Source organism: Luteimonas sp. BLCC-B24 (assembly GCF_028550595.1).
GTDB lineage: Bacteria > Pseudomonadota > Gammaproteobacteria > Xanthomonadales > Xanthomonadaceae > Luteimonas.
This window is the reverse complement of sequence record NZ_JAQQGN010000007.1, coordinates 1-22,353: the sequence shown is the minus strand read 5'-3', so window position 1 is coordinate 22,353 and position 22,353 is coordinate 1. Positions and strand designations below refer to the sequence as shown.

Below are 22,353 nucleotides of genomic sequence, written 5' to 3'. Positions count from 1 at the left end.
CCGCCGGCGACCGTCTGCTCTGATGCTTCGCTGGCCGGCCCTCGGGGCCGCGGCCGGTGCCGCGCTCACCATGGCGCTGGAAACGCTCGACGTCCCCGGCCCCTGGCAGGCGATCGCCCTGGTCCTCGCGCTGCTCGCGGTGCTGGCCTCGATCGCGGTGAGCGTGCGCCTGCACCAGGGCGTGCGCGAACTCGAAGCCGCCGACGAGCGCCTGCGCCAGGACGAACTGGCGCTGGGCGAGCTGCAGCGGGAACTCGAGGAGCGCACCCGGCTCGAACAGGAACTGCGCCAGGCCAAGAACGCCGCCGAATCGGCGGTCATGGCCAAGGGCGAGTTCCTGGCGACGATGAGCCACGAGATCCGCACGCCGCTCAACGGCATCACGCCGATGCTCGATCTGCTGATGCACGCGCCGCTGGCGCCGGACCACGCCGAGCTCGTGCGCACCGCGTTCCTGTCCTCGCAGCAGATGCAGCGCATCGTCGACGACATTCTCGATTACTCGAAACTCGAGTCCGACAAGCTGGAGCTCGAGACCACCGGCTTCCACCTGCGCGAACTGCTCGACGGCGTGACCCAGTTGATGGAACGGCCAGCGCAGAGCAAAGGCCTTCGAATCGGCCTGCATGTGGATCCCTCGGTGCGTCTGCCGGTGCGCGGCGATCCGGTGCGGCTGCGCCAGGTGCTGGGCAATCTGCTCAGCAATGCGGTCAAGTTCACCGAACGCGGCAACATCACCGTCTCGGTGCGCCGGCTCGGCGAAACCGCGGGCCAGCACCAGCTGCGCTTCGAAGTCCGCGACACCGGCATCGGCATCGCGCCGCAGGCGCAGGCACGCCTGTTCCAGGCCTTCAACCAGGCCGACGCCTCGACCACGCGCCTGTACGGAGGCACGGGCCTGGGCCTGGCGATCTCGCGGCGCATCGTCGAACTGATGGGCGGGCGAATCGGCGTGGAATCCGAACCCGACGCCGGCTCGACGTTCTGGTTCGAAATTCCGCTGCTCAAGGCCCAAGGCGACATGCCGGTCGACGAAGCGGCCTCCAAGGGCGGCCGCGCGCTGCTGCTGAGCGCCGACCCGCGCCTGCGTCTGCGCCTGTCGATGCTGCTGCCCAACTGGGGCCTGCGGGTGAGCGCCGTGGAGACCACGCAGGAAGCGCTGGACCGGCTGCGCACCGCCGCGAGCCAGGGCACGCCCTGGGCGTATTCGCTGGTGGTCGCCGACCTGTCGGGCATGCGCAACACCGCGGTCGCGCTGTACCGCAACCTCACCCGGCAGGCCGCGTACGGCGATCTGCGCCTGGTCTGCCTGTATGGCGACGAGCCGGTCGCCGACGAACTTCGCCAGGGCGCCACGTTGCTCAGTCGCCAGGCGCCGGATGCCGATCTGCGCCACGCCATGCTCGACCTGCCTCCGGGCCCGTCGGCGCACGCCGTTCCGAGCGCCGCCGAGGCGCCGACGACGGCCAACGCGACCACGACCACCCCGCCCGTGCCCGGCGCAGTGGAAACCGCGCGGAGCGTCGCCGAGCCCGTGCGCGCATCGCCGCCGCGCAAGCCCCGCGTGCTGCTGGTCGAGGACAACCCGGTCAACCTGATGGTGGGCCAGCGCCTGCTTTCCGTGCTCGGCATCACCTGCGACACCGCCAGCAACGGCGAAGCCGCACTGATCAAGATCGGCGATGCCCGCTACGACATCGTGCTGATGGATTGCCAGATGCCGGTGATGGACGGATACACGGCCACGCGACGCTGGCGCGAGCACGAGGCGGCGAGCGCGGCGGACCGGCGTCTGCCCATCATCGCCATGACCGCGAACGCGATGGCCGGCGACCGCCAGAAATGCCTCGACGCCGGCATGGACGACTACCTCGCCAAACCCGTGACGCGCAGCGAACTCGAGCGTTGCTTGCACCGCTGGTGGGACCCCACGGTCCTGGCGCCGTCGGCTGTCGACGATGGCGACGACGAGGCCGCAGGCGGTCCGGTCCGACCGGCCGGGACCGTGACCGTGACCGCGGAGATGCCGGCCGTCCAAGCGGCCGCCGACGCCGCCACGGTCGCCGTGTACCCCTCGCCCGCGGCAGCGGCGGACCGGGCGGCCCCCGCCGTCGAGCCGTCGCGACCGGCCGACGCATTCCTGCCCCCGGCCCGACGCGCCGGCGATGACGCGGCGGCGCAGTCCGGGCTCGCGGCGGACGTCAGGCGCGCCGATCCCGAACCGCCGGCGCCGGCCGCCACCCTCGAGACCAGATCCATGACTCCGACGCCTGCGCCTCCAGCGCCCGCAGTACCTGCGGTGCCCGCCGTGCCCAGCGCGCCCCCGGCGACGCCGACCGCAGCCGGGGTCGCGCCCGTGCCATCGCAGGTCGCCGCTGCGGCGGCGGGTGCGTCCGCCGCGGCGTCTCCGATCGTCAGCGCCGCGGCGCCGGCACGTCCGCCCGAGCCGCTGCCTCCGGTGATCGATCCCGAGGTGCTCGAGGATCTGCGCGAATTGCTCGGGGACGAGGTCGATCGCCTGATCGACGTCTTCCTCGAAGACACGCCGCGCCTGCTGGCGTCGCTGGAAAATGCGGTCGACGGGCCCGACTACGCGGCCCTGCGCGAGGCCGCCCACTCGCTCAAGTCGTCCGCCGCGAACCTCGGCGCGATGTCGCTGTCGGCGGCGGCGCGCCGCATCGAATCCGGCGCACGCGAGCGCGAACTCGCGCGCCCGGCCGTGGCCGTCGCCCTGGTCACCAACGAATTCGCACGGGCGCGGCGTGCTCTGCTCGAGGTCCGCCAGCCCTCGCCCACGTCCTGAGAACGGGCCCGGTCACGGCGACCGCGGCGGGAACGGCGACGGACGACTCAGTCGTCGTCGATCTGGCTCTGCAGGTAATTCTCTTCGCCGATGCGGGCGATCAGGTCGAGCTGGGTTTCCAGCCAGTCGACGTGCTCCTCCTCGCTGGCGAGGATGTCGGCGAGCAGCTTGCGGCTGACGAAATCCCCGGCCTGTTCGCAATGCGCGATGCCCTCACGCAGCACCGGCAGACCTTCGAGTTCCAGCGCGAGATCGCATTCCAGCAGCTCGCGCGGCGTCTCGCCGATGCGCAACTTGCCCAGCGCCTGGAAGTTGGGAAGACCTTCGAGGAACAGGATGCGTTCCGACAGCGCGTCGGCGTGCTTCATCTCGTCGATCGAGGCCGTGTACTCGCGCTTGCCGAGCACGTTGAGGCCCCAGTTCTTCAGCATCTTGGCGTGCAGGAAGTACTGGTTGATCGCCGTGAGTTCGTTGTACAGCGCCTGGTTGAGAAAGCGGATGACCTGCGCGTCGCCTTTCATCGGCGGACTCCTGGAACGTCGGATCGCGCCACTCTAGCGGCTTGCGCACGCCGATGACGGAACGCGAATCGTGCGCATTGTTTGGCTGCGCCCGCGGGCCGCGTCAGGCGGCGGTGGCGATCAGCGGCAGGTCGATCGTGGGCGCTGCAGCGCGTGCGTGATACGCATCGAGCAGGCCGGTCGCCATGTCCATGCAGCTGCCACAGGTGGCGCCGCAGCCCGTGCGCATCGTCAGTTCGGACATTTCGCGGCAGCCGTTGGCGGCGGCCTGGCGGATCTGGGAATCGGTGACGCCGTTGCAGATGCAGACGAACAAGGCGATGTCCTGACGATGGGGCAGGCCGCCATTTCGCCAGAAACGAGAATCACTGTCAAATGAGAGTTGTTCAGCTCGCGCCGTCGGAGTCGCGGGTCCGACCCTGCACGCCGCTGCGCTGGCGCCGCTGCGGCCGCCGTGTCCGTGGGCGGGCATCGACCAGCGGCGCCGGGATGGCCTGCATGCCCGCCACCTGCCGCGCCAGCGGCGCCAGGTGCCGCAACGCACTCGAATACACCCCCCGCTTGAACATCACCACGTGCTCCAGCGGATACCAGAAATCCACCCAGCGCCAGTGGTCGAACTCGGGTTTTTCGGTCAGGTCGAGCCGCAGATGATCGTCATCGCCGACGAATTGCAGCAGGAACCACACCTGCTTCTGCCCCACGCAGACGATGCGGTCGTTACGGCGGATCGCACGCTGCGGCAGCCGGTAGCGCAGCCAGCCCGGGGTCGCGCCGAGCACGGCGACGTGTTCGGGCAGCAGCCCGGTTTCCTCGCGCAACTCGCGATACATGGCCTCGAGCGGCGTCTCGTCGGTGTTCATCCCGCCCTGCGGGAACTGCCAGCCGTCGCGGCGGACACGGCGCGCCCAGAACACCCGGCCATCCGGGCGCATCAGCACGATACCGACGTTGGGCCTGAACCCGTCCGGATCGATCACGATGCGGACTCCTAAATGCGATTGACTTGCGTCACTGGCTTCGACTCTGCCACGCCCTGCGCACGTGGACAAGTTCGAGCTGAACGTTGGTGGCGGAGCCACGAAAAAGCCCGCAACGTGGCGGGCTTTTCGGACATCGTCGCAATGGTGGCTATGGGTGGACTCGAACCACCGACCCCAGCATTATGAGTGCTGTGCTCTAACCGGCTGAGCTACATAGCCATCGCGTCGTGCGGACGTATCCGCGACGAGCCGCGCATTCTGCTACTCCGCGCCGCCGGCGTCAATCCATCGCGGGACGCCGGATCGACGCCCCGCCCGCCGTGCGATCTCAGCGCGTCGCCGGCACGGCCCCCAGACCCAGCTGGCCGAGCATGAAGGCGTACATCTCGGCCGACTCGCGGTAGCGACGGAAGCGCCCCGACTTGCCGCCGTGCCCGGCCTCCATGTTGGTGCGGAACACCACCGGATGGGCGCCGGTATTGACGTCGCGCAGCTTGGCGACGTACTTGGCCGGCTCCCAGTACTGGACCTGCGAATCCCACAGGCCGGTGCCGACGAACATCGCCGGATAGGCCTTGGCCTCGAGATTGTCGTAAGGCGAATACGAGAGCATGTAGTCGTAATACCGCTTCTCTTCCGGATTGCCCCACTCGTCGTATTCGTTGGTGGTCAGCGGGATGGTCGGGTCGAGCATCGTCGTGACCACGTCGACGAACGGCACCTGGGACAGGATCACGCGGTACTTCTCCGGCGCCATGTTCGAGATCGCGCCCATCAGCAGGCCGCCGGCGCTGCCGCCGTAGGCCGCGACGCGGTCCGGGGCCGCATAGCCCTGGCGCACCAGATCGTCGGTGACGTCGATGAAGTCGGTGAAGGTATTGATCTTGTTGAGCAGCTTGCCGTCGTCGTACCAGGCGCGGCCCATTTCCTCGCCGCCGCGGATGTGCGCGATGGCGTAGACCATGCCGCGGTCGAGCAGGCTGACGTTGGTGACCGAAAAGCCCGGATCCATCGACGCGCCGTAGCTGCCGTAGCCGTACTGCAGCAGCGCCGCGGTGCCGTTCTTCTCGAAGCCCTTGCGGTAGACCAGCGACACCGGAACGCGCGCGCCGTCGCGCGCCGTCGTCCACACGCGCTCGGTGACGTAATTGCCCGGGTCGTACCCGATCACGGTCTGCTGCTTGAGCTGGCGACGCTCGCCGGTCGCGGTGTTGACCTCGAAGGTCGTCGCCGGCGTCGTCAGCGAGGTGTAGCTGTAGCGCAGCCAGTCGGTGTCGGGCTCGGAGTTGACCGACAGGCCCATCGCGTACGCGGGCTCATCGGCCTGGACGAAGTCGTCGCGGCCGTCCGCTTTCAGCACACGCACGCGGGTCAGCGCCTCGGCGCGCTCCTCGATCGCGGTGAAGCCGTCGAACAGCTCGTAACCCTCGATGTAGACGTCGTCGCGGTGCGGCACCAGGTCGGTCCACTGGCGGCGCGAGGTGGCATCGCTCGGCGCGGTGACGAGCTTGAAGTTGGTCGCCTTGTCCGCATTCGTGCGGATCACCCAGCGGCCGCCGTGATGATCGGCGTCGTATTCCACGTCGCGCGCGCGTGGAGCGAGCACGGTGAAGGCCTCGGGGGCCTCGGCCGGCGCGTAGCGCAATTCGCTCGACACGGTGCTGCCGACGCCGATGACGATGTACTTGTCGTCGCGCGTGCGGTCGATGCCCATGTAGAAGCTGTCGTCCTTTTCTTCGTACACCAGCACGTCGTCGGCGACCGGCGTGCCGAGCACGTGCTTCTTCACCCGCACGGTCAGCAGGGTGTCGGGATCGTTCTCGACGTAGAACAGGGTTCTGTTGTCGTCGGCCCAGACGAGGTTCGCCGACACGCCGGTGATGACGTCCGGGTAGACCTCGCCGGTTTCGAGGTTCTTGAAGCGCACCGTGTACTGGCGGCGGCCGTTGGTGTCGTCGGCGTAGGCGAGGATGCGGTTGTCGCGGGTCACGTCCCAATCGCCGACCGCGTAATAGTCCTTGCCGGCGGCGAGCTGATTGACGTCGAGCATGATCTGCTCGCCGCTGAAATCGCCCCGTGCATTCGCCGCCTGGATCGACAACGCGTCCACGCCCGCGCCATCGGCGCGGCGCGCGTGCACCGGATAGTCCTTGCCGGTCTCGTAGCGCGAGTAGTACCAGAAGCCGCGGTCGCGGTACGGCACCGAGCTGTCGTCCTGCTGGATGCGGCCGACGATCTCGTCGTAGAGACGATCCTCGACGGGTTTGAGCGGCGCCAGCATCGCGTCGGCGTAGGCGTTCTCGGCATTGAGATAGGCCAGCATCGCCGGGTCCTCGCGCGCGTCGTCGCGCAGCCAGTAGTAGACGTCCTCGCGCTTGGCGCCGTGCGGCGCCTCGACGGTGTGGGGACGCTGTTCGGCGTCGGGCGGGACCGGCGTGGCCGCGGTGGCGGCAGGAGAAACACTCATCAGGCTCAGGCTCGTCAGGATCGGCATCGCCAGCAGCGCGACGCGGGGAAAAGAAGTCTTCATAGGTGGGTCCACTCGCGGCGGATGCAACGCTGAAAAGAACACCGGCAAGGGCGTGTCGCCGCTTGCCGGACAGGTCGCGTCGGGTCTCGCAGACCGTCAGCGGGTGTTGCGTGGCGCAGCGCCTGACTGGCCGTCAGGTCAAGCCGCGCGACGCCGGATGGCGGCCTGCAAGGCCCGACCCGGAGGGCCACGCCCGTGCAAACCCAGTGCAGCGTCATCATTCGGGCGTGCGGACGTCCACTTCCTCCCTCTTCCTCGCCCTGGACCCGCACGGGCGTGGCGCGGCCTGTCCGGCAAGCGGTGACACGCCCCGCAGCGGCCGGTGCAGGATGGAATCACTTGCCCAGCTGTTGCCACAGGAACGTCAGGTAGAGCGCATCCATGTGCGCCTGCTGGCGGTTGTTCGCCGCGCCGCCGTGGCCGCCTTCGATGTTCTCGTAGTACCGCACGTCCTTGCCGGCCGCGGACATCAGCGCGTGCATCTTGCGGGCATGGCCCGGGTGCACGCGGTCGTCGCGGGTGGAGGTCAGGATCAGCGTCGGCGGATAGTCCTTCGCCGGATCGAACAGGTGGTAGGGCGAGAAGGTGCGGATGAATTCCCACTCTTCCGGCTTGTCCGGATTGCCGTACTCGGCCATCCACGACGCACCCGCCAGCAGCTGGTGATAACGCTGCATGTCCAGCAGCGGCACCTGGATTACGACCGCGCCGAACAGCTCCGGATACTGCGTGAGCATGTTGCCGGTCAGCAGGCCGCCGTTGCTGCCGCCGCGGATACCCAGGTGCGCCGGGGACGTGATCCTGCGGTCGATCATGTCCTGCGCGACGGCGGCGAAATCCTCGTAGGCCTTGTGGCGGTTCTGCCTGAGCGCCGCCTGGTGCCAGCGCGGCCCGTACTCGCCGCCGCCGCGGATGTTGGCGACCGCGTACACGCCGCCCTTCTCCAGCCAGCCCTTGCCGACGCCGCCCGAGTAGCCTGGTGTCAGCGAGATCTCGAAGCCGCCGTAACCGTAGAGCAGGGTCGGATTGCTGCCGTCGAGCGGCATGTTCTTCGGACGCACCAGGAAGTACGGCACGCGCGTGCCGTCCTTGGACGTGGCGAAGTGCTGTTCGACCTCGTGCGTGCTGGCGTCGAAGAACGCCGGCATGGTCTTGAGCGTCTCCGGTGCGCGATCACCGCCCACCTCGGCCAGCATCAAGGTGCTCGGCGTGAGGTAGTCGGTGACGGTCATCCACACCGCGTCGGATTCGTCGCTGTCGACGGCACTCACGGCGACCGTGCCCAGCTCCGGCACACCGGTCAGTGCGCTGCGCGTCCAGCCGCTCGCGCCCGGGGTCAGTACGGTCAAGGTGTTCTTGACGTCCTCGAGCACGTTGAGCACGAGGTGGTTCTTGGTCCAGGTCGCACCGGCGAGCGAGGTCGTCTGGGTCGGCTCGAACAGTGCGTCGAACTCGCGCTTGCCGGCCATGAAGTCGTCGAACTTCGTCACCAGCAGCGAGCCCGCCGGATACTCGCGACCGCCGACATTCCAGGCTTCGCGCAGTTCCAGCATCAGCCAGTCGTGGTGGACCGACTTGTTGGCCGAGTTCGGTGCGTCGACCTTGGTCAGCGTACCGTCGGCGCCGCGCAGGTAGAGCTCGTCGTTGTAGAAGGCCAGCGTGCGGCTGACGAAATCGCGCTCGAAGCCCGGCGTGTCGTCGCGCATCGCGGCGATGTACATGTCGTCCGGCTTGCCCTCGTAGACGAGCGTCGCCTGGTCCATCGACTGGCCGCGCGCGAGCTGCTTGACGATGCGCGGGTAGCCCGACGAGGTCAGCGAGCCGTCGCCGAAATCGGTGTAGACGTAGACGTTGTCCTGGTCGATCCAGCCCAGCGCGCCCTTGGCCTCCTCGCGGAAGAAGCCACCCTCGACCCACGACTTCGTCGACACGTCGAACTCGCGGGTGACGTCGGCGTCGGCGCCGCCGCGCGACAGCGCGATCAGGCAGCGCGTGTACGCCGGGCGCAGGCAGTTGGCCCCGTGCCAGACCCAGTTCTCGCCCTCGGCGCGGTTCAGGGCGTCGAGGTCGAGCACGGTCTCCCACTTCGGCTGCGGCTTGCGGTATTCCTCGAGCGTGGTGCGGCGCCAGATGCCGCGCTCGTGGTTCCGGTCGCGCCAGAAGTTGTAATACCACTCGCCCTGCTTGTAGACGCCCGGAATCTTGTCGTCGGAGTCGTAGATGGCGAGCAGGTCGGATTCGAGCTGCTTGAACTCGGGCGTCGCGGCCAGTTCGGCCTCGGCCTGGGCGTTCTGCGCGCGCACCCAGTCCAGGGCCTTCTCGTCGGTGACGGCTTCGAGCCACTGATGCGGATCGGACACGTTGGCCTCCTGGGCGGATGCGGCGCCCATCGACAGGCCGGCGGCGACAGCCGCGGCGCGGCAGAGCTTGGACAGTTGGGACATGGCGGCTCCGAAGGGCGCTTGGCGATAGCCCGCAACGCTAGCACGCGCCTCGCGCCCCGCCCCCATGACCAACGTCACTGGCGCGGCGGTGCACTGCGCCGGGCTCAGCGCAGCCCGTGCAGCAGGCCGGCCGCCGCGATCGCCGCACGTGCCGCCAGACCGGAGCGCCGGGGGCGCGCCGGACGCCGACGGGCCTGCACCGAAACGCCCGGCCGACGCCGCCGCGGACCCGCTGACGAGGCCGGACCGCGACGGCGTGGCAGGCGAAGCAGTTGAAGCGTGAGCCAGGACGTCGCCGGCAGGCCGAGCAGCCACAGCGGCGGCCAACCGAACGCACTGGTGCCGGCGCGGGCGCCGGGAAACGACAGCAGCACCACCGCGCCGACGGCCATCAGGCCCAGCAACAGGGCACCGAGCGGCGCGCGCGCCTCGAGCGGGGTGGTTTCGACATTCGACATGACCGACGCCTCGTCTCATGCCCGGATCGGGCCGTGCGGCGAGTGTGCGAGGCGGTCATCTCACAGGCTGCGACCCGATCGGCGCGTGCCCCCGGGCCGGCCTCCGGGGCCGACCGTCGGGCCGGCGCCGTGACATGGCGCACCTGTGCCCGCACATCCGCCGGAGCGCGCGGACGCGCGCGCCGAGGTGGATGGACGGGACTCAGCCCTCGTACTTCTGCAGCGCCATCATCAGCAGCGATCGCGCCTGCTCGCGCAGCGCGACCGGCTCGACGACTTCTGCATCGGCGCCGTAATGCAGCACGTCCATCAGCAACTCGCGCGCGCCGCTGTAGGGCACCTTCAGCTCATAGCGGCCGTCGGGCAGGAACCGGCCCTGCTGCTGCGAATGCCAGTGTTCGTCCGCCACCCAGCGCGCGGCCTTGGCGCTGAACAGGATGGTCGCCACGCCCTTGGGCGGCCCGGAGAAGATGCCGTAGCTGCCGGCCAGATGGGTGTCGAGCTCGGCGTCGTCAATGTCGCGCGCATCGGTGCCCAGCACGCGTGCGTTGGTGATCCGGTCCACCGAGAAGCTGCGCAGCGCGTCGCGGTCCTGGTCCCAGGCGTCGAGATACCAGTTGTCGCGGTAATGGGTGATGCGCTGCGGCGAGACCGTGCGTTTGGTGCGCTCGTCGGTCGAGCGCGCGCGGTATTCGAACGACAGCTGCTTGCGCTGCAGCACCGCCGAGCAGACGTTGCGGAACGCATGCTCGTCCATGCGCCGGCCACGATGCGGAATCACCCGCACGCGCTGCACCGGCCACTGCTTGCCGGCCGAGTGTTCGTCGAGCAGTTTCTCGATGCGCGACTGCAACGGCGCCAGCGCGCTCGACAGCACCCCACCGCTGCTGCGCGACATCAGCTGCTGCGCCGCCAGCAGCGCGTGCAGTTCCTCGGAACTGAGCCACAGGCCCGGCAGTTCGAAGCGCCCCCCCTCGTCGCTGTCGTAGCGGAAGCCGGCATCGCCGTCGCCGACGATCGGCGCCATCAGCGCATCACGCAGGAAAGCCAGGTCGCGATAGACCGTCGCACGCGAGCATTCCAGCTCGTCCTGCAACTTGGTCACGGTGACCGGATAGCGCGAGGTCTTGAGGATGCGGTGCAGCGAGAGGATGCGTTCGTATCGGTCCATGCGCCGGATTATGGCCCGAGCGCCGCGCGCGCGGCGTGGCGGCGGCGTGCATAACCGGTGATTAACGCGCCCCGTCTACAGTCGCGCCGGCCGACAGGGCCATGGACGGGGACGGAGATGTCGCAAGGACGTGGACGCGCGCGTGCGGTCGCGCTGGGCACAACGCTGCTGGTGCATCTCGCGCTGGGCGTCGCACTGTGGCGCCTGACGGGTGACGCGCCGCGCCCGGCGCGGCCGGAGTCCGCGCTGCGGGTGGTGTGGATCGACGCCCCGCCGCCGTCACCGCCACCGGTCACGGCGGCGCAGACGCCGCCACGCAGCCGGCCGGCGACGGCAGCCGCTCCGCCGCCTCCCTCGCGACGACCGCCCCCTGCGCTGCAGGCCGTCGACGTGCCCGCACCGCCGGTCGTCGACGTGCCGCCGCGCCGTCCCTCGCTGCAGGACCAGGCCCGGGCGCTGGCTCGCGACACGACGCCCGCGGGCGACTTCGCCCCCGATCCGCTGCGTCATCGGCCGCCGCCCCGGGCCGACGGCCGGTTCGCGATGCAGGGTCCGGTGTCGGCGCAGGATGTCGTCAACGGCATCGGCGCGCTGTTCGGCGGCGGACCGAGTGATCCCTGCCCGCGCATCCGCGAACACCTCGCCAACGCCGACATGGGGGCCCGCCGGGCGCAGGCCGAAGGGGAACTCGAACGGCTGCGACGGAACTGCCTGTAGCGGCGCTCAGCGCCGCGCGTCGATGCCGGCGAGTGCCGCCTCGGCGAGACCTGCCGCCTGCCCGCGCAGTTCCGGCATCGCGACGCTCTCCCAGAGCGTGCCGGTGCGCAGGGCGCCGAGCGTCCACAGCCCCGGCACGGGCAGGCCATCGGCGCCGAGTACCTGGCCCGAGGCGTCCGTATCGATCCCGATCGCGTGCGGGCCGGGCCGGACCAGCCCGCGCGCCAGCAGCGCCGGCAGCAGGGGGCCGGCAGCGCGAGCCACGCGCTTCTCGGCGCCGGTCGCATTGACGACGCGATCGACGATGACGTGCCGGCGGTCCATGCCGCCGCGGGGCCGCCAGCCGACCCGCAGCCGTGCGTCGGGCGTCGACGCGATGGCGTCGAGCCGTCCGGCATGCAGCCGGAACCGGCCGTCGGCCTGCAGCGCGGCGATGCGTTCGCCGACTTCGGGCGCAATGCGATGCCGATGGATGTCCCACAGCCGCACGGCGTGGCGCAGAAAGCGTTGCTGCTCGTGCACCGGCCAGGCCTGCCACAGTGCCTGGACGTGTGGACGCAGGCGCTCCAGCGCATCCTGCCAGCGCCCGCCGCGGGCCTCCGCCTCGGCGGCCCATTGCCGCAGCAGGCGCATGCGCGCACGCACGCCCAGTGGCAGCAGGGCGTCCACGCCGCCCGGCTGCGGCCGGGTGCCGGGCGCATGCGCGAGGGGCATCAGGCCATGACGCGAGACCGCGACGATCCGCCCCCGATGCCCGTTGGCCTGCAGCGTGAGCAGGGTGTCGACCATGCTCAGCCCGGCGCCGACGATGGCGACGTCGTGGGCGGGGTCGATCGCGGCGATGGCCGGGTAGTCCCAGGCCTCGACCGTCGCACTCGCCGGGACACCGTGCACCGGCGCCGGCAATGCCGCCGGCAGATTGCCCAGCGCCAGCACGACCGCCCGCGCCGCGAGCGTGTGGCCGTCGGCGAGGCGGATCGAGTAGCCCTCGGCCCCGGCCTGGACATCGAGCGCGCACGTCGACCGCAGATCGAGGCCGGTCTGGGCGACGACGGCGGCCAGCCGGTCCTCGAGATACGCACCGTAGTCGCGCCTCGGCGCGAAGACGCCGGCCAGGTCCGCCGGGGCCACGCCGCGACGCGCGGCGAGAAACCCGAGGAAATCGTCGGGCTCGTCCTGGAACGCGCTCATGCGCGCGGCATTGACGTTGAGCAGATGCTCCGGACGCACCGTCGAATAGGCCGCGCCCAGCCCGGCCGTACCGCGCGGCTCGACCACCGCCACGCGGACGCCGCGGCGCGCGAGCAGATGCCGCGCGACCAGCGCGCCGGCAGCGCCGCCCCCGAGGATGGCGATGTCGACGGCGTCGGCAGGAAGGTCGGTCATCGGGCTCGTGTGCAGGCGGCGGCCGCCCAGTATCCCATCCGCGTGTCGGCCCGCCGGGGGACTTCGTCGGTCGACGGCGCCGGGGCGGTATTGCCCACGGCCTGCACATGGCACGCTGTGCGGCGGGGACACGGACGGGGCACACATGCGATCGACGGGAATGGCGCTTGGCGGCGCGGCGGCGGCGGCCGGCTTCGGGCTGCTGATGTGGTGCGGAATCACGACGGCCTTGCTGCAACTGCGGCCGGGCGGTGCGACGGCGCTGTCGCTCATCCAGGGCCCGGGCCTGCTGCTCGGTGTTCTACTGGCGGCCGGCGGCAGCGTGGCCACGCGCCGGACGCGGCCCTGGCGCGAGCGCAGCCGATTACTGGGCCTGGGCGCGATCCTGATGGCTGCCGCGCTGGCGGTCTCCCTGCATGTCGGCCTCGCCCTGCGTGCGCCCAACGCGGTGGGCGTGGCGGGCGTGGTGCTGCTGTTGCTCGCGTTCGGTGCGATCGCCGCGGCATCGGTCGTGCCGGACCGCGCGGCGCCGCGCGTGCGTCCCCTGCAGGCGCCGATCCAACTGCTGTTCGCGATGGCGACCGGTCTGGGACTGCTCTACCTGCTGATGGAGCAGCGTCTCGGCGCTGCGGGCGACGGCCGCCTGATGCTGACCACCCTGCTGGGTCTGGGCGCCGTCCTCGCCGTGTGCCATGTCATCGACGGCCGGCCCGGCGCCGCCCGTCATCGACCGGTGCGCGCGTCGCGGCGGGGCACGCGCGTGCCCGCCCTGCTGGTCGCCGGCCCGATGCTCGCACTGCTGCTCAGTGCCTGGCTGCCGGCGATGGTGTCGCTGGCCTTCGCGACGCTCACGCTGCTGGCCGCGGCGCTGCTCGACAGGACGACAGCAGAGCACGCCGCCGCCTAGAGGTGTCCGGTCGCGCCCGCCGCGGCCGGAAATTCCGGAACCTGAATCCCGCGGGCGGTCGCGCTTGGAAGCGTCATCCCGGCTCGGCATAATCGAATGGAATCGATTACATGAATGGCTGTCATGATCGCCGGCTGGTGGTTGGCCATCGCAGGCCTACCCGTCCACACCTCACCGCTCCCGGCCGCACCGGACCACCCCGCCGTCGTCGCGGTCGCCGCGCGGCAGGTGCCGTTGCGCCTGCCGTGCTATCGACTGGCCTGCACCGATGCCGAGTGGACGCCGGTCGCGTCGTACCAGCGCATCTGGTCGCCGCGCGCGCCCGGCGTGCGCCCCCGCGCTGTCGCTCCCGCGGTGGTGAAACGGCCTGACCGGCGCCTCGCCCCGCTGCATTCGCCTTATGCGCCGCGTGAGCACATCCGCTCGGGCGGCAATCACGTGAAGTGGGACACCAGCTACGGCCTGGAGGCGATCCGCAGTCCCGATACGCTGCTGCAGCTGGAGTTCGGCACCGGACTGCGCATCGAGCCCTACACCGACTACGGCACTGCCCTTCCCGGCCCGGTGGCGCGTGGTCGGCTGCTGCTGTCCCAGGAACTGGGCCGGCATGCCTCGTTCACCCAGCAGGTGCAGGTGGAAGCCGGGCGCGAGAACACCTTTCTGCGCCAGACCCTCGCCTTCGACTACGAGATGTTCCCGCAGTGGACACTGCGCTCGGATTTCGAGCTGCGCCACGACACGCTGGGCAACGGCGGGCGCGGGCGCACCGATACCGAAAGCTCGGTCAAGGTCCGCTACACCTTCTGAGCCCGGCGCTCAGCCCGGCAGGAACGCGCCCGCGCCCAGTTCCAGCAAGCGGGCGGCCACCATGCTGCCCAGCGCTTCGCGCTCGGCGGGGGCGCCCTCGCCGCTGGCACGGACGGTGCGGCCATCGGCTGCCGACCCCACCAGCCCGTCGAGCAGCAGGCGGTCACCCTCGAGCCGCGCGTAGGCGGCGACCGGCACGTGGCAACTCCCGTGCAGCGCCCGGTTCATCGCGCGCTCGGCCTCGACGCAGCGCCGCGTCGGGCCATCGTCGAGCGCGGCGAGCAGCGCGTGGATCTGCGGCGCATCGTCGCGGCATTCGATCGCGATCGCCCCCTGGGCCGGGGCCGGCAGCCAGTCCGGGGCATCGAGCCGCGCACGGATCCGCGTCGCCAGGCCCAGGCGCAACAGGCCGGCGCATGCCAGCACGATCGCGTCGTACTCGCCCGCGTCGAGTTTGGCCAGGCGCGTGTTGACGTTGCCGCGCAGGTCGCGGATGTCGAGGTCCGGCCGGCGCGCGCGCAGCTGGGCCTGGCGCCGCAACGACGACGTGCCGACACGCGCGCCCCGGGGCAGATCGTCGATCGATGCCGCGCTGTCGCTGACGAAGGCATCGGCATGATCGGAGCGCAGCAGGATCGCCGGCAGCGCGAAGCCGGGCTCCAGCGTCATCGGCACGTCCTTGAGCGAATGCACCGCGCAATCCGCATCGCCGGCCTGCATGGCGATTTCCAGTTCCTTGAGGAACAGCCCCTTGCCGCCGATCGCGGCCAGCGAGCGGTCGAGAATCTCGTCACCGCGGGTGCTCAACGGCACCAGCTCGACGTGCAGGCCCGGATGCGTCGCGCGCAGCGCATCGGCAACGTGTTCGCTCTGCCACAGCGCGAGCGGGCTCTTGCGGGTGGCGATACGCAGATGGTCCATGCCGGCATTATCGGCGATCGGCCGATGCGACGGGACGCGCGCGCCCTGGCGGCGCGCTCAGAGCTGCCGGATCGTGTCGCGCAGCTGGGTGACGCAGCGACGGCTGACTTCCAGCGGACGGTCGCCGTGACGCAGCACCGCGTGCACGTGGCCGTCCAGATCGCGGCGCAGTTCCACCAGTTCGTGCCGCGCGACCAGGCAATTGCGGTGGATGCGCACGAAGCGGTCGCCGAATTCGTCCTCGAGCGACTTCAGGGATTCCTCGACCAGATCCTCGCCGCGCGCGTGGTGCACGACGACGTATTTCTCTTCGGCCTGCAGATACCGGATCTCCTCGATGGGAATCAAACGCAGGCTGCCGCGCAGCCGCGCGCACAGGTGGCTGCGGCGCTTGGCGCCGCGGCCCTCGCCGTTCGACGCGCGCCCCGCGGTGAACGTCCGCGCGCGCTCCACCGCCGCCTGCAGGCGCTCGGGGCGCACGGGCTTGACCAGATAGTCGACCGCCGCCGCCTCGAAGGCCTTGAGTGCATGCGCGTCGTACGCGGTGCAGAACACCACGGCTGGCCGCGGCTCGAACGCACTCAGATGGCGTGCGACCTCCAGGCCGTCGATGCCGGGCATCGCGATGTCCAGCAGCACCAGCGCCGGATCGTGCGCGGCGCACGCTTCCAGCGCGCTGCGGCCGTCGCCCACCTCGGCCACGATGTCGATGCCGCCCAGCTGCGCGAGCAGCAGACGCAGCCGTTCCCGCGCCAGCGGCTCGTCGTCCGCGATCACCACCTTCATGGTCGTCCGCTCCCCGTAAGCACCGGTGCGGAATCGGCCACCGGCACCCGGATGGTGCACGCATAGCGACCCGCGTTCCAGCCGTAGCGCATCGAGGCGCGCGGCCCGAAGGCATAGCCGAGCCGATGCGCAATGCTCGCCTGCGCGTGTCCAGCGCCCTGTGCGGGTGCATCGGCAGGCGGCAGCGACGGATTCGACACGGCGATTTCGAGCACGCCGTCACGGGCGGCCAGGACCACGTCGATCGTGCCGCCCTCGGGCAGGCGCGAGATGCCGTGCAGCACGGCATTCTCCAGCAGCGGCTGCAGCACGAGCCGGGGCATCGGCATCGACCACGGCAGGTCGGCGCCCGTGTCCCAGTGCACCTCAAGGCGGTCGCCGAGGCGCAGCTGCTCGATCGACAGATACTGCTCCGTCAGCGACACCTCGTCGGCCAGCGTCGACGTGCCGTCACCGGCGCCGAGTGCCGCGCGGAACAGATCGGACAGATCCAGTACCGCGCGCTCCGCGACGTCCGGATCCCGGCGCAACAGGGTCGCGATCATGTTCATGCTGTTGAACAGGAAATGCGGCCGGATGCGCGCCTGCAGCGCATCGGCTTCGGCGCGTGCCTGTGCACCGACCTGGGCCTGCCAGCGATCGATGACGTAGAAGTAGCGCAGTGCGATCGCGGTCAGCAGGACGACGGCCGCGGCGCTGCCCCCGACGAAACGGCCGAAGCCCGGCAGCGCCGGATCCTCGGCGATGCTCGCGAACAGCCCGTGGACCACCGCCGAGGCCACCACTGCAATGCCGAGTGCCAGCCCGAGCGCCGCGGCCGCACCGACGCGCATCGGCAGCCGCGAAAGCCGTCGGCGACCGGCGCACAGCAGCACCGAAACCGACAGCGCCAGCCACAGGGCATAGCCGCTGGCCGACACGAACTGCCCGCCATCCCAGGGCGGTGTCGCCATCGGCACCAGCATCACCAGCACGACGGTCAGCTGCGCCAGGCCGAGCATCGTCAACAGGCGCGGCAGCCGGCACAGGTCCGGCAGCCAGATCCCGTCGGACACGGGTGCGCTCACCGATCAGCCGGCCGCGAACCGCGTTCCGAACCACTCGCCCAGTGCCGCCACCTCCTCGGCACAGACCGAATGCGGCATGGGATAGGTGTGCCACTGCACGTCGAATCCGAACTGCTTCAACAGCGCGGCGCTCTGCTGGCCGGCGAACGAGGGCACCACCGGATCCTGCGTGCCGTGCGCCATGAAGACCGGCTGCCGGTGAGCGCCGTCCACCAGGGCGGCCTCGGCGCGGTTCGCGGCCGGCAGGTAGGTCGACAGGCCGACCAGGCCCGCCAGCGGCTCATGGCGACGCAGACCGGCTGCCAGCGTGACCGCGCCGCCCTGCGAGAAGCCGGCCAGGATCACGCGCGAGGCGGGAATGCCACGGGCGCCTTCGCGCGCGATCAGCGCATCGACCTGCGCGACCGACGCCAGCACGCCGGCCTCGTCGGCCCGGTTGGCGAGATCGAAGTCGACGATGTCGTACCACGCGCGCATGCGCGTGCCGTTGTTGATCGTGACCGCGCGCACCGGTGCATGCGGAAACAGGAAACGGATGGCCGGCCAACCCGGGCGCACGAATTCCGGCACCAGCGGCACGAAGTCGTGTCCGTCCGCGCCGAGGCCGTGCAGCCAGATCACCGCCCACGTAGGCGAAGGGCCGGTCTCGCGTTCGATGCAGTCGAGCAGTGCGGCGGAGTCGTTCATGCGGGTCCCGTTCGGTACGTTCGCCCACCAGTGTAAGCGGTCGCCCGTGCGGGCCCTCAGTCGGGCACGACGATCGCCACCGGGGGCACGTCCGGCTGCGCGGCCGCCGCGGTCCGCTCACGCAGGGCACCGGCGCGGGCGAGCACGGGCGGCGGCGCCTGTTCCTCGGGCGTGGCGAACAGACGATGCCGGCGCATGGCCAAGCCCACGCGGCGCGAGGACGTCAGCATGACGATGGGAATCGATCCGGCCAGACCAATGATCATCGGCGACATCCACAGCGCCAATCCGGGCGACATCAGCCACGCGGCGATGCCCATCAGCACGCCGAGCAGCGTCGTGCCCCGGTAGTTGCGCCACAGGTCGCCGAGGGTCTGGCGTCCGTCGTCGCGCCGTTGCGCGTCCCAGCCCGAGTCACGCCCCGCCAGCACCTCGGCCACGCCGCGCGACTGCACGTACATCGTGACCGGTGCCATCAGGGCGGCGAGCACGTTTTCGATCAGCAGGCTCACCAGGCCGCGTCCCGCGCCGCCGCATCCGCGGCGCAGCTGCGGGTCACTCACGGTCGCGATGTATCCGAGGATCTTCGGTGCGAACAGCATCGTCATCGTCAACACGAACACCCCCAGAAAGCGCCCGTCGTCGATCTCCATCCAGTAACGCGCCACCGAAAAGCCTTCGTCCCCCGGCATGCCGTGCTGCAGCGGCACCGCCAGACCCACGAGCACCAGCATCGCCCACAGCGGTGCGGTGAGGTAGTGACCGATGCCGATCAGCAGATGCCAGCGGCTCACCCAGTGCAGGCCCCGCGCCGGCAGCACGCCGCCGTGCTGCAGGTTGCCCTGGCACCAGCGGCGATCGCGCACCAGCATGTCGGTGAGGGTCGGCGGGCCTTCCTCGTAGCTGCCGCCGAGCGTGGGAATCATGTGCAGGGCCCAGCCGCCACGGCGCAGCAAGGCCGCTTCGACGAAATCATGACTGAGCACGGTGCCGCGGAACGGCGTGGTGCCCTGCAACGCGGGCAGCCCGCCGTGCGCGGCGAACGCCGACGTGCGGATCATCGCGTTGTGGCCCCAGTAGTTGCTCTCCGCGCCATGCCACCAGGCCACGCCGTGCGCGATCACCGGCCCGTACATGCGGCCCGAGAACTGCTGCATGCGGGCGAACACCGTTGCGCCGTTGACGATGACCGGCAGGGTCTGGATCAACGCGACATCGTCGTGGCCTTCCATCGCGGCGGCCAGGCGCACCAGGGTGTCGCCGGTCATCAGGCTGTCGGCGTCGAGGATCAGGAACTGCGGATAGGCGCCGCCCCAGCGGCGCACCCATTCGGCGATGTTGCCCGCCTTGCGCTCGCGGTTGTCGTCGCGCCGGCGGTAGTACAGGCGGATGCCGGGGCACGCCTCCCGCAGCTGCATGAACGCATCCTGCTCACGGCCGTGGATGCCGGCGTCACGCGTGTCGCTGAGTACGAAGACATCGAACGCCTCCGCCTGCCCCGTTTCGATCAAGGACTCACAGATCGCCTGCAGGCCGGCGAACAGCCGGCCCGGGTCCTCGTTGTAGGTGGGCATCAGCAGGGCCGTGCGTCCCCGCAGCGCGGGCAGCGGCGCGTCCGGATCGATGCCCAGTCGCGCGGGGCGCCGCCGCATCACCAGGACGAAGCCTGCCAGCGAACTGACGAACGACTGCACGATCCACGCGAACAGCGGCACGAACACCAGCAGCAGCAGGCCTTCGAGCACGTCGATCCCACCCACGCGCAGCAGCCACCAGATCTGGTAGCCCGCGAAGAGCGTCAACACCGCCGTGGTCACCAGAATCGACCCGCGTCGCCACGCCATGCCGGGGGGCGAGGTCGGCAACGGCGTCTCCGCCAGGCGCCCGTCCCGCAGGCTCTGCACCGGCATCGGAAGGGCCGACTCGGGCGGCATCGTCACGGCGTCGCGCGATGCGGAGGTGAGGCCGGTCACGCCTGCCACCGGTACAACCAGGTTTCCGACACCGCACGCCCCTCCAGTACGACACGCATCGCCAATTCCGCGACGGTCGCGCCGTCGGGCTCGTATTCGAATCCGACCCGCCAGCCGCCGCCGGGCCGCGCATGGACCACGGCGTTGCGCACGGCCCCCGTCGAGGCGCGCACCTCGGCGCCGAGCGCCGGGACGCCCGGTTCCGGCCCGCCATGGAGATCGACGACGATCAGCCGCGCACCGCGTGTGGTCTTGGGCACAGCGCCGATCCGCGTGGCGACGACATGCGCCAACGCCGGCTGCCAGAGGTGCGTGGCCGTCCAGTGCACGCGGTACCGCCACCGGCTTTCCCGGCCCGCCGGCAGCGGCGACGCCGGGCGCCAGAACGCCACGATGTTGTCGTGGTACTCATCCGCCGTCGGGATCTCCACCAAATGCACCTCGCCGTCGCCCCAGTCGCCGAGCGGCTCGATCCATGCCGAGGGCCGACGCTCGTAATGGGCCTCGGCATCCTCGAAATCGGCGAAGTCGCGCTTGCGCTGCATCAGGCCGAAGCCGACGGGCGCACGCCCCTGGAAGCCGCTGTGCTGGATCGACCGCGGATTGTGCAGCGGCCGCCAGATCTGCTCGCCGGTACGGGCGAAGACCGCAAGCCCGTCGGAATCGTGCACGGCAGGTCGGTAATCATCGACGTCGCGGCGCCCGGAGGCGTCGAAGTGGAACATGCTCGTCAACGGCGCAATACCCGCCTTGTCGAGCGCGACGCGCGGATACAGGCGCGCATCCACGTCGAACACGGTCTCGTCGCCGGGCGTCACCACGAAGCGGAACGCACCGGCGACGCTCGGACTGTCGAGCAGCGCGTCGATGGTGATCGACGCGCTCCCGGCTTCGGGGCGATGCAGCCAGAACGCGCGGAACGCCGGAAACTCCTCGGCCGCGGGTTCGCCGCTGCCGAGGGCCAGACCTCGCGCCGACAGCCCGTAGCCGAGGCCGCGTGCCACCGCGCGGAAGTAGCTCGCGCCCAGGAATACGCAGAGTTCGTCGAAGTAGTCCGCGCGATTCAGCGGCGCGTGCAGTCGAAAGCCGGCGAATCCGATGTCGCCGAGCGCCGGCGCCGGGTTGGGTGCGTAATCGAACAGGTCGGTCGAGAACGGCAACGCCCGTGCCTGCCCGTTCTCGACCACGTGCAGCTCCACCTTCGGACGGAAGAGAAAACCGCGATGGAAGAACTGGGCCTGGAACCGCGCGTCCCCGTGCTCACGCCACAACGCACGGTCCGGCCGATAGCGGAAATCGCGGTAGGCGTCGTAGTTTGCTTCTTCGAGGACCGCGGGAAGGGCCGTGTCCGGCGCGGTGTAGTCGCGCGCGGCCAGCGCCTGGGCCAGCGCCGCCACGGTGCCGTCGTCGAACGGCGAGGCGACGCCGGACGCCTCGAGCGCGAATGCCGACCACCCGTGTCCGAGCAGCGGCGTTCCGATCGCCGCAGCCAGCAGTTCGCGTCGTCTCACAGGCACCCCAGGTCGTATTCAGGTTGGAGCACTGTAGCGGCCCGCATGTAAGGTTCACGCGAAGCAGACGTGTGGGCCCACCAGGACTCGAACCTGGAACCAAAGGATTATGAGTCCTCTGCTCTAACCATTGAGCTATAGGCCCGCGGGCCGGCAATGCTAGCAAGTCGGCCGGGTGCGCTGTAAGCCACGGGGCTAGCGCCGCAATGCACACGCAGCGACGGACCGGGATACCGGTGTGCCGCCGTCCGAGTCCCGGGGTCCCGAGCCTGCTTCCGACCCGGGTGGCAGACCGAGTTCGCGAAGCGCTTCGCACTTGTTCGTCGCCCGGGATTCGACGCCAGTGCACGCATGGCTGCACGATTGCAGCCCGGTCCAAGCCCGGCGTGCCGCTCCCGCACCTGCCACCAGACGCAGCAAGACGTGCCAGGCCCGTCGGCGTTCGAGGTAAATGACCGGGCGCATCAACTCGCAGCCGTCGACCCCGCGGGCGCGAGAGACGCGAGATCGCCCCTGCGAGAGTCGACCCGCGATTACTCACCGCGCTCGGCTGCGGGCCTCGCATTAATCGACGTGGTGCGGCACGCCGTGACGGCGGCGCCGAGCGCCGATGCATTTCGCTTCGAAAACGGCGGTATCTGCATGCATGCGCGACCGCATCCCATGTCCCCGTCCAGCCGA

At 70.3% G+C, this 22,353-nt stretch carries 18 protein-coding genes and 2 tRNA genes; 4 read left to right on the top strand and 16 right to left on the bottom strand.

Translation table 11 applies throughout. The annotated features are described in order from the left end of the window. The first annotated feature begins 22 nt into the window (after nt 1–22). The gene (locus tag PQS31_RS13590; protein ID WP_272763279.1) at nt 23–2,803 is read left to right on the top strand and encodes a hybrid sensor histidine kinase/response regulator; all 2,781 of its coding nucleotides are present in this window, start codon (nt 23–25) and stop codon (nt 2,801–2,803) included. Between the two features lie 47 nt (nt 2,804–2,850). Here PQS31_RS13590 and bfr read toward each other — a convergent pair whose 3' ends face one another. From bfr to PQS31_RS13550, 8 genes are all read right to left on the bottom strand, one after another. Further along, nucleotides 2,851–3,324 (bottom strand): bacterioferritin, encoded by a 474-nt coding sequence (bfr, locus tag PQS31_RS13585; RefSeq protein WP_272763278.1) that lies wholly within the window; start codon nt 3,322–3,324, stop codon nt 2,851–2,853. 103 nt (nt 3,325–3,427) lie between these two features. Then, nucleotides 3,428–3,640 carry a (2Fe-2S)-binding protein gene (locus PQS31_RS13580; protein ID WP_272763277.1) on the bottom strand — a complete coding sequence of 71 codons (213 nt, stop codon included), beginning with the start codon at nt 3,638–3,640 and terminating at the stop codon, nt 3,428–3,430. A gap of 70 nt (nt 3,641–3,710) precedes the next feature. Further along, the gene (locus tag PQS31_RS13575; protein WP_272763276.1) at nt 3,711–4,304 is read right to left on the bottom strand and encodes an RNA pyrophosphohydrolase; all 594 of its coding nucleotides are present in this window, start codon (nt 4,302–4,304) and stop codon (nt 3,711–3,713) included. 145 nt (nt 4,305–4,449) lie between these two features. Continuing rightward, nucleotides 4,450–4,526, bottom strand: a tRNA-Met gene (locus PQS31_RS13570). A 109-nt stretch (nt 4,527–4,635) separates the two neighbouring features. Next, nucleotides 4,636–6,837 (bottom strand): S9 family peptidase, encoded by a 2,202-nt coding sequence (locus PQS31_RS13565; protein WP_272763275.1) that lies wholly within the window; start codon nt 6,835–6,837, stop codon nt 4,636–4,638. 335 nt (nt 6,838–7,172) lie between these two features. Beyond that, entirely contained in the window at nt 7,173–9,281 is a 2,109-nt protein-coding gene (locus PQS31_RS13560; protein ID WP_272763274.1) for a prolyl oligopeptidase family serine peptidase, read from the bottom strand. Nucleotides 9,282–9,385: 104 nt separating this feature from the next. Further along, a complete protein-coding gene (locus PQS31_RS13555) occupies nt 9,386–9,739 on the bottom strand; it encodes a hypothetical protein (protein ID WP_272763273.1) in 354 nt (117 codons plus the stop codon). A gap of 202 nt (nt 9,740–9,941) precedes the next feature. Beyond that, entirely contained in the window at nt 9,942–10,910 is a 969-nt protein-coding gene (locus tag PQS31_RS13550; RefSeq protein ID WP_272763272.1) for a YafY family protein, read from the bottom strand. Nucleotides 10,911–11,027: 117 nt separating this feature from the next. On the opposite strand from PQS31_RS13550, the gene PQS31_RS13545 reads away from it, so the two are divergent. Continuing rightward, a complete protein-coding gene (locus PQS31_RS13545; protein WP_272763271.1) occupies nt 11,028–11,627 on the top strand; it encodes a hypothetical protein in 600 nt (199 codons plus the stop codon). A gap of 6 nt (nt 11,628–11,633) precedes the next feature. On the opposite strand, the gene PQS31_RS13540 is transcribed toward PQS31_RS13545, so the two are convergent. Then, nucleotides 11,634–13,013, bottom strand: coding sequence for an FAD/NAD(P)-binding protein (locus tag PQS31_RS13540; RefSeq protein WP_272763270.1), 1,380 nt, complete (start codon nt 13,011–13,013; stop codon nt 11,634–11,636). A 145-nt stretch (nt 13,014–13,158) separates the two neighbouring features. Between PQS31_RS13540 and PQS31_RS13535 the strand changes: the two genes are divergently transcribed. Both PQS31_RS13535 and PQS31_RS13530 read left to right on the top strand, forming a co-directional pair. Further along, complete coding sequence (locus PQS31_RS13535) at nt 13,159–13,920, top strand: hypothetical protein (protein ID WP_272763269.1); 762 nt, start codon at nt 13,159–13,161, stop codon at nt 13,918–13,920. 114 nt (nt 13,921–14,034) lie between these two features. Beyond that, the gene (locus tag PQS31_RS13530) at nt 14,035–14,727 is read left to right on the top strand and encodes a DUF481 domain-containing protein (protein ID WP_272763268.1); all 693 of its coding nucleotides are present in this window, start codon (nt 14,035–14,037) and stop codon (nt 14,725–14,727) included. A gap of 9 nt (nt 14,728–14,736) precedes the next feature. On the opposite strand, the gene hemC is transcribed toward PQS31_RS13530, so the two are convergent. The 7 genes from hemC to PQS31_RS13495 all read right to left on the bottom strand — a co-directional run bounded on the left by hemC (nt 14,737) and on the right by PQS31_RS13495 (nt 21,817). Beyond that, nucleotides 14,737–15,648: a hydroxymethylbilane synthase gene (gene hemC, locus PQS31_RS13525; protein WP_272763267.1), complete on the bottom strand. Its 912-nt coding sequence runs from the start codon at nt 15,646–15,648 to the stop codon at nt 14,737–14,739. Between the two features lie 57 nt (nt 15,649–15,705). Beyond that, the gene (locus PQS31_RS13520) at nt 15,706–16,434 is read right to left on the bottom strand and encodes a LytTR family DNA-binding domain-containing protein (RefSeq protein ID WP_272763266.1); all 729 of its coding nucleotides are present in this window, start codon (nt 16,432–16,434) and stop codon (nt 15,706–15,708) included. After that, nucleotides 16,431–17,435, bottom strand: a complete 1,005-nt coding sequence (locus PQS31_RS13515) for a sensor histidine kinase (protein WP_272763423.1) — start codon at nt 17,433–17,435, stop codon at nt 16,431–16,433. The genes PQS31_RS13520 and PQS31_RS13515 overlap by 4 nt, the downstream gene beginning before the upstream one ends. 69 nt (nt 17,436–17,504) lie before the next feature. Then, nucleotides 17,505–18,188, bottom strand: coding sequence for an alpha/beta hydrolase (locus tag PQS31_RS13510; protein ID WP_272763265.1), 684 nt, complete (start codon nt 18,186–18,188; stop codon nt 17,505–17,507). A 56-nt stretch (nt 18,189–18,244) separates the two neighbouring features. Further along, nucleotides 18,245–20,161 carry a glucans biosynthesis glucosyltransferase MdoH gene (mdoH, locus tag PQS31_RS13505; RefSeq protein ID WP_272763264.1) on the bottom strand — a complete coding sequence of 639 codons (1,917 nt, stop codon included), beginning with the start codon at nt 20,159–20,161 and terminating at the stop codon, nt 18,245–18,247. Then, nucleotides 20,158–21,672 (bottom strand): glucan biosynthesis protein, encoded by a 1,515-nt coding sequence (locus PQS31_RS13500; RefSeq protein ID WP_272763263.1) that lies wholly within the window; start codon nt 21,670–21,672, stop codon nt 20,158–20,160. The genes mdoH and PQS31_RS13500 overlap by 4 nt, the downstream gene beginning before the upstream one ends. A gap of 72 nt (nt 21,673–21,744) precedes the next feature. Then, nucleotides 21,745–21,817: transfer RNA gene (locus PQS31_RS13495), tRNA-Ile, on the bottom strand. Nucleotides 21,818–22,353 lie beyond the last annotated feature (536 nt).